Source organism: Leptospira licerasiae serovar Varillal str. VAR 010 (assembly GCF_000244755.1).
GTDB classification, from domain to species: Bacteria; Spirochaetota; Leptospiria; order Leptospirales; family Leptospiraceae; genus Leptospira_B; species Leptospira_B licerasiae.
In genome coordinates this window covers 117,157-132,132 of record NZ_AHOO02000009.1, presented here as the reverse complement: position 1 = coordinate 132,132, position 14,976 = coordinate 117,157, and the positions used below count along the sequence as shown (strand labels likewise).

Genomic DNA, 14,976 nt, shown 5'->3' with positions numbered 1-14,976 from the left:
ATTTTTTCCGAAACGGATTATATAATTCTAATTGAGTCGGACCATTACTAAAGTGTAATCGTCATGAGGATCTGCATCCCCTCTGAATGCGTCTGTGGTATCCAGGATCAGTTCTTTTAGATTTTCCACGGGCATGTCCCCGTTTCTTTCGATCAGTTTCGCAAGATTCTCCAGAGAATACATTTCTCCGGTTTCATTTGTAGTCTCGCTTACTCCGTCGGTGTATAGAACAAGAAGGTCTCCGGGTTGGTATTCCACTTCATGTTCTTCTATCTCCGACTCTTTAATCCCTAGAGGCATTCCTTTTCCGGAGAGAAGTAGAACCTTCTTCTCCTTAGCTTTATATAATAGCTGCTCGTTATGACCCGCGCTAGAATAACGTATTCTTTTTTTGAGCATATTGATGCGGGTGAGCATAACGGTTACAAACATAAAATAACCGGACTTTTCCTGGATGATCCGATTCGCTCCCATAAGGCTGATGCTTGTGGAAGAGTTACGAGCTACTTCCCCCGCGATAATCGTTTTGGAAAATTCCATGAAGAGCGCGGCAGCGATCCCTTTTCCGGAAACGTCAGCGATCAGGATACTTACTTCGTCAGGATTATGATAGATCAGATCATAGAAGTCTCCGCCGATCTCCTTGGATGCTGTGTAAGAAGTTTCGATCTCCAATAGATGCATCTTTTTCGGAATATTAGGCAACGAGTTGAGCTGGATCTGAGAAGCGATCTGCATATCTCTTCGGATGGAAGTTAACTTCTCTTTTTGGTTTTTTGCCAAAAGGCTATTATATGCCTCTGCGATCTGGTTAGAGATCGTGCTTAAGATAGAAAGATCTTGGTGGGAAAAACTATCTCCGCTCATCTTATCTGCGGCATTTAGAACGCCTATGATGGTCCCATCCTGACGGATCGGAACAGAAACAAAAGACCTAGTCTTATAACGGTTCGGTGTGAGAAGGTCAGGATTGATATCCGTTTGTCCTTGAACTAGGATCGCACTTCCTTGTGACAAAATTTCATTCAAGATCCCTCGGGATTCGTCCACTAAGTGGGATTCTTCTTCTAAACTGAAACCGATGGACTTGGAAAGTTCGAACGCTTTTGTCCTAGGATTTTGGAAGATCAAAGAAACTCTTTCCGCACCCAATACGTCCGAGATCGCGTTTACCGTAAGGTTTAAGAACTGATCCAACTCGCTTATATTGGAGATCGCCTGGCTGATCTGATAGAGGCAATCCAGCTCTCTCGCACGATCTTTTAAGTCGCGGATCAATCTTCTGTTCCTGATCGCGATCGCAGCAAGATCGGAAAGATATTCTAATATTTTAATGTCTTTATTTGTGAATTCGGGTCTTTCTAGAGAGTTAACCGCTTCCAGAACTCCTTGGATCTCCCCTTGCGCTTTCATCGGAACACAGATCAGATTTTTTGTGGTGAAACCGACTGCGTCGTCTATGTTTCTGTAAATTCTAGAATCGTTTGCCGCGTCATTTACTATGACCGGTTCGAGACTTTCTAGAACCATTCCGGCGATCCCTTTTCCTCTAGGGACTTTTAATTCGGTGAGGGATTCTCCCTTATCACCTTTTGCAACTTGGAATACTAGACAATCTTCGTCCGGATCATAGAGTAGAAGGGAACATCCTTCCGTATTGAGTACATCTTTTGTGGTCTCTATGATAATTCCCAAAAGTTCTTCCAGATCGTCCGTGGAGTTGATCCTGGCGGTAATGTCTGAAATAAGAGCTAAGGAGAGCTGTTTGAAACTCATTTGGTCCGGGATTACTTCTTTTTTTGAGAGATTTTCAAATCGGGAGGGCTTATTCCAGCCCAAATCCAACTCCTGTCAAGGAGATTCGGAGTTTCCCTCTCATTCGATCAAGGAGCCGATCCCTTGATCGGTAAAGATTTCGATCAGGATAGAATGAGGGACTCTTCCGTCAATAATATGAGTCCTTCTGACTCCTTGGTCGATCGCAGAAAGACAACATTCTACTTTAGGGATCATTCCTCCGGTGATATCTCCTTTCCGAATATAATCTTTTACTAAGGCCCGGTTCAAACCGGTTACAAGTTTTCCGTCGATCAGGATGCCGCTTGTGTCGGTAAGAAGGATCAGCTTTTCCGCTTTGAGGGCTCCTGCCAATTCTCCCGCGAAAGTATCCGCGTTAATATTTAAAGACTCTCCGGATTCGGATTCGGCGACAGGAGAAATGACCGGGATAAAACCTTTTTCTTGGAGAGATAAAATTACAGTCGGGTCTATTTTGTCGATCTTGCCCACAAGACCCACATCTACTAATTCCGATTTTTTTCCTTCCACATCTACTTGGATCTTGGTCTTGGAAGCGACTGCAAGATTTCCGTCTTTTCCGGAAAGTCCTACAGCATTCCCGCCTTCTTTATTGATCATGGAGACGATCTGCTTGTTTACTTTTCCTGTGAGAACCATCTCCACAACATCCATGGTCTCTTCGTTTGTGACTCGATGTCCATGAACGAACTCTGTCGGAATATTCAAACTATCTAAGAGTCTATTGATCTCCGGTCCGCCTCCGTGAACGATGATCGGATGGATGCCTACATATTTTAGAAGAACGATATCTTTTGCAAAAGATTCCTTTAAGTCTGCTTTTGCCATCGCGGCTCCGCCATATTTGATGACCACAGTTTTCCCGGAGTATTTTGTAATATAGGGAAGGGCCTCCAGAATATTGTTGACCCTCTCAAAGGAATGTTCCATACCAAACAGGGAAATCGTTCCCCGCTTGTACGTCGATTCGGAAATGTTTACAATTTTAATCACTGGAGGAAGTGGAGGGCTTGGTAGAGCTCTTGTTTCCGAATTAGGAAATTCAGGTTATAAAATCCTAAATTGGGACCTGGTTTCTCCTGACAAACTTCATCCGAATGAAACATTCCAAAAAATAGATCTCACATCTTCAGATGAATTGGAAATTGCCTGCAAGAATTTAGAGTCCGAGGCATCTCCGAACATTCGTGGATTTATACATTGCGCGGGTTATGGCGGTCCTTATCATAAGATCACCGAAGTTTCTTTGGAAGAATGGGATAGGATCTTTTCGATCAACCTTCGTTCCGCATTTCAAATTACAAAATCGTTACTTCCGCTTTTTAGCACTCAAGGATCCGGAAGATTCGTTTATATAGCTTCTTCCTTATCCGTGCAAGGCAGCGCATTGTCAGTGGCTTATTCTTCTTCCAAACATGGGATCATAGGTTTTATGAAATCTATTGCCGCAGAATGGGGAGAGAAGGGGATCACATCTAACGCAGTAAGTCCCGGCTATATGGAAACTAAAATGGGGATCCAAGAGGACCAAGTGGATGATCATCGCAAAAAGATAATAGAGATGACACCTGTTAAGAAGATCGCCTCTCCGGATGAGATTGCTAGAGTGGTGTCCTTTTTAATCTCTCCCGAATCCGGTTATATAAACGGTGCGAACTGGACTGTCGACGGAGGAATTACTTCGATATAGTCTTTTTAGTGGAAGGTTTCGAAATTCTAGGTTCTTTCCCAAGATGTAAAAAAATCTCTCTCAATTCTTTAGTTTCACCTTCCGCCTTTTCGTCTATCCAGAGTTCGTTTGCAGAAGGAGAAGAATCGAATTTGATCTTTCTTTTTAAGATCTTTCCTCTTCTGGAAAGAAGAAGGTCCGCTTTTTTGCCGGGTTGGTACTGATTTAATAATTCTTTAAAGTTCCCTGGAAGAATTCTTTTGTCGTCCAAAGCGATCCATTCATCGCCTAAATTGATATCAGTTTCTTTTACTGATTTGGAGAGAAGGATCTTACTTACGATCATTCTTCCTTTTTCTTCCTTTACCCTAAATCCTAATTCAATTTTAGGTTTGGAAGCGGTTCTTTCTATTCCGATCAAATGCAGATATGTTTCGACAGGGATCCGTTTAGGTTCTGTGATATAAGGTTCGAATTCCAGTTTTAGATCAAGGCCTGTGGCCTTCTTCGCGGTTTGAAAAAATTCAGCTTTAGTGAAGCCTCTTTTTTTCTCCTGATGATACTGTTTGTTTAATGCAGTCATAATATCCACCAAGGATTTTTTCCCCTTAGTTTCTTTCAGGATATAAAGGTGCATACTTAAAGATAGAATTGCGCCTTTTGTATAATAAGAGATCCCGGTATTCGAAAAATTCGGATCGAATGGACGATTATAATATTTAGTCCAAGCTGTAAAACTAGAATCTTCCAGGCTCATCCAGGACTCTCCTAGAGATTCTTCCAGTTCCTGTACGTCCTTCCAGAGTTTGTTTAAGTATTGTTGTGGAGAATAAGACCCGCAAAGAAGAAGGAAATATGCATCGAAAAAACTTGTAATCCCTTCTGCGATCCATAACTCTTTTGTTAAGTTAGGCTTTTGATAATCGAAAGGTCCAAGCGCGATCGGACGAATTCTTTTCACATTCCAATGATGGAAATATTCATGAGATAAAAGTTCTAATAGTGTCCTGTAATTATCTGGATTAGACCATCCGTTTGGATCGAATTGGTTGATACTAGAATTGAGATGTTCCAATCCTCCATATAGATTATCACTCATATCTAAGACAAAAAGGTAATATTGGTTTTCCGTTCCGCCCATTAATTTGATCTGGGTCTCTACTATTGTTGCCAGATCTTTGGAGATCTTCTTCTTATCTTTTGTTTCGATGTCTCCCAGAATGACTAGATCAAACTCGCAGTTTTCGACGCTAAATGTGATCTGTTTTTCGTTTGTAAGGAGGATAGGGCAGTCGAAAAATTCGTCGAAGTTTTTAGCCTTCCAAGTCTGCTTGGGACCTTCCTTTTTCTTTAAACCTGTATAACAAAAACGGAAAGGTGCCAAGCTCTTCCAACTAAGTTCAGGTTCTATATCGATCCTATCTTTAGGATATAAGAATGTAGCAGGGGGATGGACTAAAATGAAATCGCTTATGAAATAGTTTGTCCGGACTGTATGTTCAAAACCGTAAACTAGATAAGAAATTTTGAATATTTCTCCTTTGGAAGAAACTTTCCAAGTATCAAGATCCGTCTGCTCTAGGTTCCAGCCAGGTTTGGACTGCGTAAATTGGACTTGATGGATGGATTTAGAATAATCTCGGATCTTATAAGAGCCTGGGGACCAATTCGGAATACAAAGAAATGTTTCCTGCTTGTCCGGGTGGACTTCCATTTCCACCTTTAATAAATGTCTGTGCGGTTGGTATGTATCTAGGGTATATTTTACGATCACGCCTTAGGCACCGGCCTCTTTTAAGATCTCCTCTAATGTCTCTGCGACTGTTTTAGTAGGATCCACTTTTCTCCATACTTTGCGTATGGTCCCATCAGGTCCCACCAAAAAGCTGTCTCTAGAAAGTCCCTTAAATACTCTGCCTTGCCATTCTTGGTCTCCGTAAACTCCTAAAGGTCCGCTCAATGTTTGTTTCGGATCGGATAGAAGAGGAAAACTCAGATTGAACTTATCAATAAATTGTTTATGACTGTCCAAAGAATCCGAGCTGATCCCATATACTTTCGCTCCTGCTTTGGTGAACTTTTCCAAGTTGTCCCGATAAGAACAGGCTTGTTTTGTACAACCCGGGGTATCGTCTTTTGGATAAAAATACAACAAGGTCCAAGAACCCGCCGAGTCTTTGGGTAGATTTACGGTGTTTCCAGCAGAACTAGATAAACTTACTTCCGGTAATTTTTTGCCTTCCCATAAGTCGGACATAAAGTTTTCCTCCTATTTTCCCTTCCGGATAGTTTCCACTGAAAACATTCTCGGGAAAAGGAAAAAATCCTTTAAAAAAGTTGAAATCTCGCAGTTTTTCTCATCCAATTACTGCTGTCGAATAACGCATGGTGCAAAAACAAAAAATTCCGGCTTTACCTTTCAGATCTTTACTCTTCATTTCTTTTTTATTATTCTCTTTTTATTCTTTGGGCTCTCAGGAAGAAGGGCCCATTTCAGGTTGGAAAGACTTGGATCTAAAAAGATTGGAGTGGGAATCCGTACAAGGATTTAAACCTGAATTCAAAAACGGCTTCGAGTCCGTCGAACCTGGATATTTAAAAATAGAAAAATTCCCGATCGTTCTGAACCAACTCTATAAAACTCCGGTATCCGACAAGGTGCAAGAGTTTACCATTCAGACAAAATTTAATTTAAACTTCGATCCAAAGTCCCGAGTCTTTCTGAACCCGATCCGACTTTATTTAAATTTTATTGGAGAGAACTGGGAGATCTATCTGAACGGCCATCTTCTCCAAAAAGAGGTACATTTGGATCCGAATGGAAAAATGCAGATCCGAAAAACTCTTCGCGATATGGAAATCCAGGTTGATTCCAGCATCTTACAGGCTGGAGAAAACAAATTGGTATTCCATCTATTGGGAGATGCACCTGCACTCCATCTTTCAGAAGAAGAATATCCCGTACTTTCTCCGATATTCACACCTACGAATGTGGATCTTGGATTTTATTTGGACGGAGACTATACTTTAGGTGTTGAATACGATTTTTCCAAAAAGATTGGGATCTTGATCAATCTAAGCTTAAATACGATCTATATATTTTTCGGACTCTATCATCTTCTCATTTTTTCCAAAAGAAGAACGGACAAATACAATTTATACTTCGGGATCTTTTCCATTTCCATGGCGGTTTACTCGTTGAGTAGGTCCACGATCATTTTCGATTTTATACAAGACAGCACATGGATTACAAGAATTGAATACGCCTCCGTATCTTTGCTTGCGCCATTATTCTTACTTTTTCTACACGATTATTTTTACGGATCTACTTTGCCGAATAAGGCGATACTTACGATTACAGGATGGAGTTTTTCTATCTTCCTGTTTTCCTTCTTTGCTCCATTCCAATACTTGATGATCAGTTTGAGAGCTTGGCAGATCTCCATTCTACCTTCTCTTATTTATCTATTGTACTTTATGGGGAAAGCGGTCTATCTGCGCAAAAAAGACGCTTCTCTCATGGCAATCAGTATGTTTATCATCGTATTCATTTCCGGTTACGATGTGTTAGATTCTATGTTCTTTCAATCCGGGATCCGATTCACTCAGTTTGCATATCTTCTATTCGTAATTTCATTAACCACCATACTTGCGAATAGGTTTATAGATCTATATAAACAATCGGAAGAATTGAACATAGAACTCAGTCATCAAAAACTGGAATTGGCAAGACAGAAGAATGCGTTCTTCCGCTTCGTTCCGATGCAGTTCCTAAGCGTGCTTGGAAAAGATTCCGCGGTGGATGTGAATCTTGGCGATTCCGCATTACGCGAAATGAGCGTTCTTTTCACGGACATTCGCTCTTTTACCACCATCTCGGAAAAGATGACTCCCGAGGAAAATTTTAGATTTATCAACGGATATCTTGCGAAGATGGAACCTTTGATCCAAAAGTACGAAGGTTTCGTGGATAAGTTTATGGGAGATGCGATCCTTGCGTTATTTTCCGCAGAAAGAGTGATCCATTCCGAAAACAATTGGGAAGGTAAGTCTGCCGCAGATAGGGCGGTTCTTGCCGCAATCGATATGAGGAGAAGAGTCCGTGAATTGGAAGAAGAAGTTAAAAGCGCCCACGGACATGTGAAAGGTGTTCGGATCGGTATAGGTATTAACACAGGGAATCTGATGCTCGGAACTGTAGGATCTTCTCATAGATTGGACACAACTGTGATAGGGGACACGGTAAACGTTGCATCTCGATTGGAGAGCCTTACAAATTTATATAAAGCTGATATATTGATTACCCAAAATACCTTGTCTAGTCTCACCATTACTGATGAACTCGCGATCAGAGAGGTGGACTCCGTTGTGGTCAAAGGAAAAAGTCAGCCGATCATCATTTACGAAATTTACGAATCTGACGATCCTCATATCCGCAAGCTGAAAGACGCTACCTTACCTTTGATCTCCAGAGGGATCATTCTTTATAAGGTGGGAAATTTTAAGGAAGCTCTCCAAAATTTCGAACAGGCCTTAAAAGTTTATCCGGAAGATATAGTGGCGATTTTGTACAGAAAACGTTGCCAAGAATATATAGAAGCTCCACCGGTTGGAAATTGGGTCGGAGTACAACATCTTTTGGAAAAGTAGATAATCGTTTTTCGCTTCCCATAAGACCGAAGGATCTTAAGAATGATCACCTATGATTTCTTATCCGGTGTACAAACTCATTCATATCCTTGGTATTTTATTCTTATTCTCCGCGTACGGTGGTCTAGCGCTTCACGTTTTAGGCGGGGGAACAAAAGAGAACGCTCCCAAAAAACTGATCGCTTCGGCTCATGGAATAGGTATGACCCTCATACTTTTGGGCGGTTTCGGGATGCTTGCAAGGATAGGGCTGTTGACCAGTTTTCCGGGTTGGGTGATCGCTAAGATCGTGATCTGGTTGATCTTTGGCGGATTATTGACTGCTTATTACAAAAAGCCAGAGTTTGCAAAAATACTTTGGTTCGGCCTTCCGGTGCTTGGTACATTCTCCGCTTATTTGGCTTTGTACAAACCGTTTTAAATTTTTATAAAAAAGTTTTATCAAATAAAATTCCCATTTTCGTTTTTGAGAATGGGAGCATAAATATAGTGAAGGGATGAACTTATGGCAAAGGCAAACGTTTCCAAGTCAGTCAAAAAACCGTCTTCTAAAAAAGATACTAGTCTCAAGCCGATCAAAGATTTTTTAGGCTCTCGCAGTCTTCCTGCTCCGGTAGATCGTTTGGAAGATGTTCGTAAAAGAGCAAGGAGGTTCAGAGATAAATTTTTATCTGGGCCGCAGATAGTATATTATAAATCCTTTGATCTGGTCCGTGTGCCTTATCCTACAAAGTATGCTTTGTTAAATGCGTTTAGTCTTCCTACACCATTTCTACACATCATCAATCGACTATTCATCATCCAGTATAAAACATCGGAAGGGATCAAAACTTTGTTATTCTCCCCGTCCGATGTGGATGCAAACGCAGAAACACCGTTTTTTAAAAGGCTTTCCCAAAGTTTCGGACCTTTTCAAAATATCGGAAGAAAGATCATGGCTCCTACTTTGAATACAGTAGAGGAATGTCTTAAGAAAGTAGGACTCCCTCCGGAGAAGGTGGATTATATTTCTTTCGATCATTTGCATACTCAGGATCTGCGTAAATGGTTGGGCGCGAATGGCCAGCCAGGATATTTTCCAAATGCTAAATTATTGGTAATGAAAGAAGAATGGAATTCTATACAAGGACTTCTCCCTCCTCAATCCGATTGGTATTGTCCAAACGGCTCCGGCGGGATCTCCATGGATCGTGTCGTTCTTTTGGATTCGGATATGGAATTGGGTGGAGGAGTCGCTTTGATCAGAACTCCAGGACATACATATGGAAATCACAGCTTGGTCGCGAATACTCCGGAAGGGATTTTTGTGACTAGTGAAAATGGTGTGAGTGCAGATAATTATAATCCACTCAAATCTAGTATTCCTGGAGTGCGTAAATATGCTAAAAACACCGGAATGGAAGTGATCTTAAATGGAAATACTTTAGAGTTAGGTCTTGATCAGTATATCTCTATGGTATTAGAAAAAGAGATAGCAGGTCCTTCTTTGCGGAACCCTGAATTTTATAATGTAATGCCTTCTTCTGAAATGAGCGGGTTCTGGCTTTTTCCAGGTACAAGCCCTACCTTCTCGTTTGGACAATTAGAATTCGGTAATATAGTTACCCATTAGGAAATATACATGAATATACTCATCACCGGTGCAAGCGGCGGTTTAGGTAAAAATCTGGTGGAGAAAGCCTATTCATTAGGTCATAATATACTTCTCACCAATCTGAATGAAAAAGCTCTAAAAGATTACGTTACTAAACAAAAATTCGATAAGAACAGAGTTTTAACTTCGAAGTTAGATGTGACTTCGGCTTCCGAATGGAAGAAGGTAATGGATCTCGCTTATAAAAAATGGGGCAAACTAGACATTCTAATGAATGTTGCAGGGTATCTTCTTCCCGGATACATTGAAAACGTAAGTCCTAAGGATATCGACAGGCATATGGATATCAATGCTAAGGGTCTGATGTACGGAACCAGAGAAGCTTCTATCCGAATGATCAAACAAGGAGGAGGTCATATTATAAATATTGCATCTTTGGCCGGCGTGGCCCCTATTCCCGGAATATCTCTTTATTCTACATCAAAGTTTGCAGTCAGAGGATTCTCACTTGCGGTTGCACAAGAGTTAAGGCCTAAAAAAGTATTCGTAAGCGTTGTATGTCCCGATGCGATCCAGACTCCGATGCTTGATCTGCAAAAGGATTATGAAGAAGCATCCATGACATTCTCCGGAAATAGGTATCTTAAAACCGAAGAAGTGACTGATATTATATTCAACAAAGTTATTCCGAATAAACCTATGGAAGTTCTGATCCCCGGTTCCAGAGGATTTTTGGCTAAGGTAGGAAGTTTCCTTCCTGGTTTGAATGCGTTACTCAGTCCTTCTCTCATGGGTAAGGGAAAGAAAAAACAAATGATTTACAAAAAGAATTAAGGTGGATCTATCTTATTTTTTCAATTTGGCCGGGGTTACCGTGTTCGCGGTGTCCGGAGCCTTGGCCGCTGCGGAAAAAAAGACCTACCATGCAGACGCATTTAGCGTATTTTTTACAGGATTTATCACTGCAATAGGCGGTGGAACGTTAAGAGATATCACTCTTGGAAACTATCCGGTCTCTTGGGTTTCCGATTCGAACGTTCTCTGGGCGATCTTTCTAGGTTTTGCGATCACATTTATATTTCCCAGATTCTTGATCCGAATGAAAACCGGGATCTTTTTTTTCGACACGGTCGGGATCGGGATCTATACGGTTATCGGAACCAGGATCTCTTTACTCAGCGGAGTAAATCCGTTTGCGGCCGCCATCTTAGGAATGGTATCCGCGGTATTCGGAGGAGTGATCCGAGATACTCTAATCAACGAAGTTCCGATGATTTTCCGAAGAGAAATTTATGCCACTGCATGTTTGGCAGGTGCGATCTTGTATATCGTATTGGACCGATATGAAGTGAACGGAAGTTTAAATACGACAGTTTCGGCTCTGCTCGTGATACTGGTCCGAATGATCGCAGTGCGATTTAATCTTTCTCTTCCTAAATTCCGTTTGCCGGAATAGTCTAATATCTCAAAGTCCGATCTGGTTTTTTCGGAGGAACATCTAGGATGTATAGAAAAGGGTCTAATCACGGATTACTTTGGATTTTTGCGGTCGCACTTTTACTCATCGTTTTTATAAAACCGAAAGATAACGGAGCTGCTTATACTTCTTATTTTAAAAGTTTGAATGCAGAGTTGAAACAACATGGTCCCGGAAAACCGATCGTGCTTATAGACTTAGATCGTTTGGATTCTAATCTAAAACTTTTGAAACAAAAGATCAAACCTCCTTTATCATATAGAGTGGTAGTAAAGTCTCTCCCTTCCATAGATCTACTCAAGTATATCGTAGATGCTACCGGTTCTAAAAGGCTGATGGTATTTCATTCCGGAGACATCGTTATGTTATTGAACGACCCGGAATTCCAAAAATTCGATATTCTTTTGGGAAAGCCGATGCCTATCGCCGCTTTGGAGAATATATACTCCAAGACCAAAAAAGAGAATTTTCAAAATGTACAATGGTTAGTGGATACTTCCGATCGTGCCAAACAATACTTAGAATTTGCAAAGCAGAAGGAGCTAAAATTAAGACTGAATTTAGAGATCGATATAGGATTGCATAGAGGTGGATTTTCTAAACCGGAGGGCTCTCTTGCCGTGTTGGAACTCCTACATACAAATCCTAAAAATCTAGAACTTTCCGGATATATGGGATACGAACCTCATGTCGCTTCCGTGCCGGTGATCTTTGGAGATAAGATTTCCGCTATGGAAAGTTCTCTTCAAAATTCCTTAGAGAAATATTCAGATTTCATAAAACTAGGAAAAGAAAAATTCCCGAATTTATTCCGAAAGGAATTGGTATTTAATGGAGGGGGAAGTAAAACATACAGTTTCTATCAAAAGAATCCGGGCGTAGTCAACGATGTGTCCTTGGGTTCTGCCTTGGTGAAACCAACCGACTTTGATGTGGAAAGTCTGGAAGAACATAGTCCTGCAGTATATATCGCAACACCTGTCTTAAAACAATTAGAAGGGACCCAAATCCCATTTTTGGAATCTTTATCCTTTCTATTCCCTATCTGGAATCCAAACCAAGAGCTAACTTATTTTATTTATGGAGGAGCTTTTTCCGCTAAAAAGGAATCTCCTAAAGGACTCGAAGACAATTCTTTATTCGGTATAAGCACCAACCAAAGTATATTAAACGGCTCTAGAGCTACGTCTTTAGAGCCTGACGATCATGTATTTTTCAGACCCACTCAAAGTGAAAAGGTAATGGCAGAGATGGGGGAGATCCATTTGGTCCGTTCCGGCAAATTGATAGGTGTCTGGAAAACTTTTATCAATTAAGGCAAAAAATCAGGAAACATACTCCCCGTTCTATGAAAGAAAAGACACTTTCGAATAGTACCATGGCAGGTTACGCTTCCGCGGAAGTAGGCATCACTGCGGTGGAAACCATGGCCCAGATCTATCTTCTGGATTTCTACGTTTCTACAGTCGGATTAAAACCGTCTTTATTCGGTTTGGCAATGTTGATTGCGATCTTATGGGACGCGATCAGTGATCCTATTATGGGATATATTTCCGATCGAACTAGTTTTACGAACGGAAGAAGAAGGCCTTATATTTTATTCGGAGGATTTTTGCTTGGATTAGGCGCCACTTTTCTTTTCACTCCTCCGGAATTGGGATCCCAAACATCAAAGTTTTTGTATCTGGTAATTGCTTACTTTTTCACGAATACGTTTATGACCATGATCGCAGTTCCTCATATTAGTCTGGGCGGGGAGATCAGTTTTACGGAAGGTGAAAGAAATCGGATTTTCGGTTGGAGATTATTTTTTGCCAATTTAGGCCTTTTGTCGGGCTTACTTCTTCCTGCTATTTGGATCTCTTTTGGCAAAGATGGATTTAGCTCAAGGAGCTTTTCTTCGGCAAGTATTTGGGTCGTATTGTGTCTTGTATCATATTTTTCTTATGCTTTTACGAAAGGTAAAGATTTCCCTTATAAAGGATCCGAAACAACGCATAGATCTGCGGAAGGTAATGTTCGGTCTTTTTTAAAATCCGCAGCATTTATATTAAAAAATCGTTATTTTCTGCCCTTACTTCTGGCGTTCGTTGTCGCGACTGCCGCAAGGACCTTGAATTCCTCTTTAGGACTTTTGTATTATAAAGAAAGATTATTGCTTGAGGATTCACAAGTGGTGATACGTATTCTTCTTCCTTTCGTATTCTTTCTTACGATTTCCATTCCGCTTTGGATATACTTAGCAAAAAAATTTGGGAAAAAGCGTCCTGCGTTTTGGGGAAGTTTTTTACTTGGAGTTTTGACTATCGTTGTTTATCCGATACTGCCCCAAGGATCTTACGAGGCTCCTTTGATTGCGGCATTTTTAGGCGGAATATTTGCAGGGTCGATCCTACTTTTCGATTCGTTGGTGGCCGATGTTGTGGACTACGACGAACTTCTTACGGGAGAGAAAAGAGAAGGGGCCTATTTCGGATTTTGGAAAATGGCGACCAAGATCATAAGGGCAATCGGGTTTGCATTTTTAGGGTTTTTATTGGAAGCGATAGGATACCAAGCAGGTGCCGAGACTCAAGACCCCGAACTAGGCTGGAGATTAACTCTACTATTTGGACCGGTAGTAGGAAGTCTATTCGTCTTTGCTTCTTTGATCTTTACTAAAATGGGGCTCACTTCCGAGGTTCACGCAAAGATCCGAGAACTTCTATCAAGAAAACAGAATATTCAAAAAAGAAGAAGTTCCGGCACACCGGCCGGATAAGTCTTTAATACTTGTATTTCCTCTTAATTTCCTTTAAAGCGTCTTGGATATGTTTTTGTCTGACCTGAGGTCTTAGGTTCTTGCGGATCGGAAGATAACTTTCCGTGGTCGCAAGGCTTTTATGACCTAAAAATTCCCTTATGTCTTCCAAACTTTTCCCTTCCGCCAACTGATGGATCGCTCTGCTATGTCTGAGAGTGAATAGGGTTACTTGCGCTTTGATCCCTGCATACTTTGCTAGATCTCCGACCAAACGTTCTACATTCCTGGAAGTCAAATGAGTGCCTTGGTATTTGCCCGGGAACAAATAAGAGGACTTTTCGGTGCCGACTTCCTTTTCGAACTTTTTCAAGATCTTTTGTAATTCCCCATCCATCAAAACGGTTCTATTTTGGGTTGGGATGGGGGAGTCCACTTTGATCGTCTTTTTAGAAAGATCGAATTGTCCCCATTTCAAACGAATGATCTCTCCTACTCTTAAACCGCCATAATAGGCTAATGCGCAGAGAAGATGCGATCTAGGAGACTCGGATGCGGTCTCCAAAAGGAGTGAAATCTCTTTTTGGCTGAGAACCTTTGGGGTTTTATATTCCCTTGCAGGTCTTCTGAAGTCTTCGAATACGTTCATATCCAGAACTTCTTCAAAAAACATTTTTAAAGAGCTAATGTTTATCTGGATCGTGGAAGAGGAAACCTTCTTCTTCCTCAGATATTCTATGTACTTCTCGATATCCTTTGTAACTACTTTTTCCGCGGGTTTGTCCGCGAACAAAAGAAAGTCCAAATTATATCTTAGGTAAGTGTATTCGGTTGCCTTTTTATAATTCCTTTGCCGAATTACCTTTACTAGTTTCTCGAAGGAAGACTTATTCTTCTTCGGGACCTCCGTATCTATCATCTCGGACCTCTAGTACTAACTGTATCATTTTTATATTTTGTGTATCCGGACGTTCTAAAAGGTCTCTTTATCCTATGGATCAGCGATGTAGGAGTTCCAACGTGCGCGA

The 14,976-nt window shown here is 41.0% G+C and carries 13 protein-coding genes; 8 read left to right on the top strand and 5 right to left on the bottom strand.

Features of this window, described 5'->3' with window-relative positions:
- Nucleotides 1-27 precede the first annotated feature (27 nt).
- Nucleotides 28-1,776 carry a GAF domain-containing SpoIIE family protein phosphatase gene (locus LEP1GSC185_RS11600; RefSeq protein ID WP_024864040.1) on the bottom strand — a complete coding sequence of 583 codons (1,749 nt, stop codon included), beginning with the start codon at nt 1,774-1,776 and terminating at the stop codon, nt 28-30.
- A 99-nt stretch (nt 1,777-1,875) separates the two neighbouring features.
- Nucleotides 1,876-2,748: an acetylglutamate kinase gene (argB, locus tag LEP1GSC185_RS11595; RefSeq protein WP_010514502.1), complete on the bottom strand. Its 873-nt coding sequence runs from the start codon at nt 2,746-2,748 to the stop codon at nt 1,876-1,878.
- A gap of 43 nt (nt 2,749-2,791) precedes the next feature.
- Between argB and LEP1GSC185_RS11590 the strand changes: the two genes are divergently transcribed.
- Nucleotides 2,792-3,508, top strand: coding sequence for an SDR family NAD(P)-dependent oxidoreductase (locus tag LEP1GSC185_RS11590; RefSeq protein ID WP_008596803.1), 717 nt, complete (start codon nt 2,792-2,794; stop codon nt 3,506-3,508).
- On the opposite strand, the gene LEP1GSC185_RS11585 is transcribed toward LEP1GSC185_RS11590, so the two are convergent.
- Nucleotides 3,495-5,261: a M61 family metallopeptidase gene (locus tag LEP1GSC185_RS11585; RefSeq protein ID WP_008596772.1), complete on the bottom strand. Its 1,767-nt coding sequence runs from the start codon at nt 5,259-5,261 to the stop codon at nt 3,495-3,497. The genes LEP1GSC185_RS11590 and LEP1GSC185_RS11585 overlap by 14 nt on opposite strands.
- 3 nt (nt 5,262-5,264) lie before the next feature.
- Complete coding sequence (locus LEP1GSC185_RS11580; protein ID WP_008588936.1) at nt 5,265-5,744, bottom strand: peroxiredoxin; 480 nt, start codon at nt 5,742-5,744, stop codon at nt 5,265-5,267.
- 128 nt (nt 5,745-5,872) lie between these two features.
- Between LEP1GSC185_RS11580 and LEP1GSC185_RS11575 the strand changes: the two genes are divergently transcribed.
- The 7 genes from LEP1GSC185_RS11575 (at nt 5,873) to LEP1GSC185_RS11545 (ending at nt 13,969) form a co-directional block, all read left to right on the top strand.
- Nucleotides 5,873-8,137 carry an adenylate/guanylate cyclase domain-containing protein gene (locus tag LEP1GSC185_RS11575; RefSeq protein ID WP_008588922.1) on the top strand — a complete coding sequence of 755 codons (2,265 nt, stop codon included), beginning with the start codon at nt 5,873-5,875 and terminating at the stop codon, nt 8,135-8,137.
- 52 nt (nt 8,138-8,189) lie between these two features.
- Complete coding sequence (locus LEP1GSC185_RS11570; protein WP_008588797.1) at nt 8,190-8,558, top strand: hypothetical protein; 369 nt, start codon at nt 8,190-8,192, stop codon at nt 8,556-8,558.
- 84 nt (nt 8,559-8,642) lie between these two features.
- Nucleotides 8,643-9,749, top strand: a complete 1,107-nt coding sequence (locus tag LEP1GSC185_RS11565) for an MBL fold metallo-hydrolase (protein WP_008589052.1) — start codon at nt 8,643-8,645, stop codon at nt 9,747-9,749.
- Between the two features lie 9 nt (nt 9,750-9,758).
- The gene (locus LEP1GSC185_RS11560; protein ID WP_008588887.1) at nt 9,759-10,565 is read left to right on the top strand and encodes an SDR family oxidoreductase; all 807 of its coding nucleotides are present in this window, start codon (nt 9,759-9,761) and stop codon (nt 10,563-10,565) included.
- Between the two features lies 1 nt (nt 10,566).
- Entirely contained in the window at nt 10,567-11,187 is a 621-nt protein-coding gene (locus LEP1GSC185_RS11555; RefSeq protein ID WP_008588900.1) for a trimeric intracellular cation channel family protein, read from the top strand.
- A 47-nt stretch (nt 11,188-11,234) separates the two neighbouring features.
- A complete protein-coding gene (locus LEP1GSC185_RS11550; protein WP_008588762.1) occupies nt 11,235-12,524 on the top strand; it encodes an alanine racemase in 1,290 nt (429 codons plus the stop codon).
- A 32-nt stretch (nt 12,525-12,556) separates the two neighbouring features.
- Entirely contained in the window at nt 12,557-13,969 is a 1,413-nt protein-coding gene (locus LEP1GSC185_RS11545; protein ID WP_008596782.1) for an MFS transporter, read from the top strand.
- Nucleotides 13,970-13,973: 4 nt separating this feature from the next.
- Here LEP1GSC185_RS11545 and LEP1GSC185_RS11540 read toward each other — a convergent pair whose 3' ends face one another.
- Nucleotides 13,974-14,867, bottom strand: coding sequence for a tyrosine-type recombinase/integrase (locus LEP1GSC185_RS11540; protein ID WP_008588811.1), 894 nt, complete (start codon nt 14,865-14,867; stop codon nt 13,974-13,976).
- Nucleotides 14,868-14,976: the final 109 nt, after the last annotated feature.

Excerpts from the sequence above, each read along its gene's own strand:
- LEP1GSC185_RS11600 (WP_024864040.1), bottom strand. The coding sequence starts at position 1,776 with ATGAGTTTCAAACAGCTCTCCTTAGCTCTTATTTCAGACATTACCGCC.
- argB (WP_010514502.1), bottom strand. The coding sequence starts at position 2,748 with ATGGAACATTCCTTTGAGAGGGTCAACAATATTCTGGAGGCCCTTCCC.
- LEP1GSC185_RS11590 (WP_008596803.1), top strand. The coding sequence starts at position 2,792 with ATGTTTACAATTTTAATCACTGGAGGAAGTGGAGGGCTTGGTAGAGCT.
- LEP1GSC185_RS11580 (WP_008588936.1), bottom strand. The coding sequence starts at position 5,744 with ATGTCCGACTTATGGGAAGGCAAAAAATTACCGGAAGTAAGTTTATCT.
- LEP1GSC185_RS11575 (WP_008588922.1), top strand. The coding sequence starts at position 5,873 with ATGGTGCAAAAACAAAAAATTCCGGCTTTACCTTTCAGATCTTTACTC.
- LEP1GSC185_RS11570 (WP_008588797.1), top strand. The coding sequence starts at position 8,190 with ATGATTTCTTATCCGGTGTACAAACTCATTCATATCCTTGGTATTTTA.
- LEP1GSC185_RS11565 (WP_008589052.1), top strand. The coding sequence starts at position 8,643 with ATGGCAAAGGCAAACGTTTCCAAGTCAGTCAAAAAACCGTCTTCTAAA.
- LEP1GSC185_RS11560 (WP_008588887.1), top strand. The coding sequence starts at position 9,759 with ATGAATATACTCATCACCGGTGCAAGCGGCGGTTTAGGTAAAAATCTG.
- LEP1GSC185_RS11550 (WP_008588762.1), top strand. The coding sequence starts at position 11,235 with ATGTATAGAAAAGGGTCTAATCACGGATTACTTTGGATTTTTGCGGTC.
- LEP1GSC185_RS11545 (WP_008596782.1), top strand. The coding sequence starts at position 12,557 with ATGAAAGAAAAGACACTTTCGAATAGTACCATGGCAGGTTACGCTTCC.
- LEP1GSC185_RS11540 (WP_008588811.1), bottom strand. The coding sequence starts at position 14,867 with ATGATAGATACGGAGGTCCCGAAGAAGAATAAGTCTTCCTTCGAGAAA.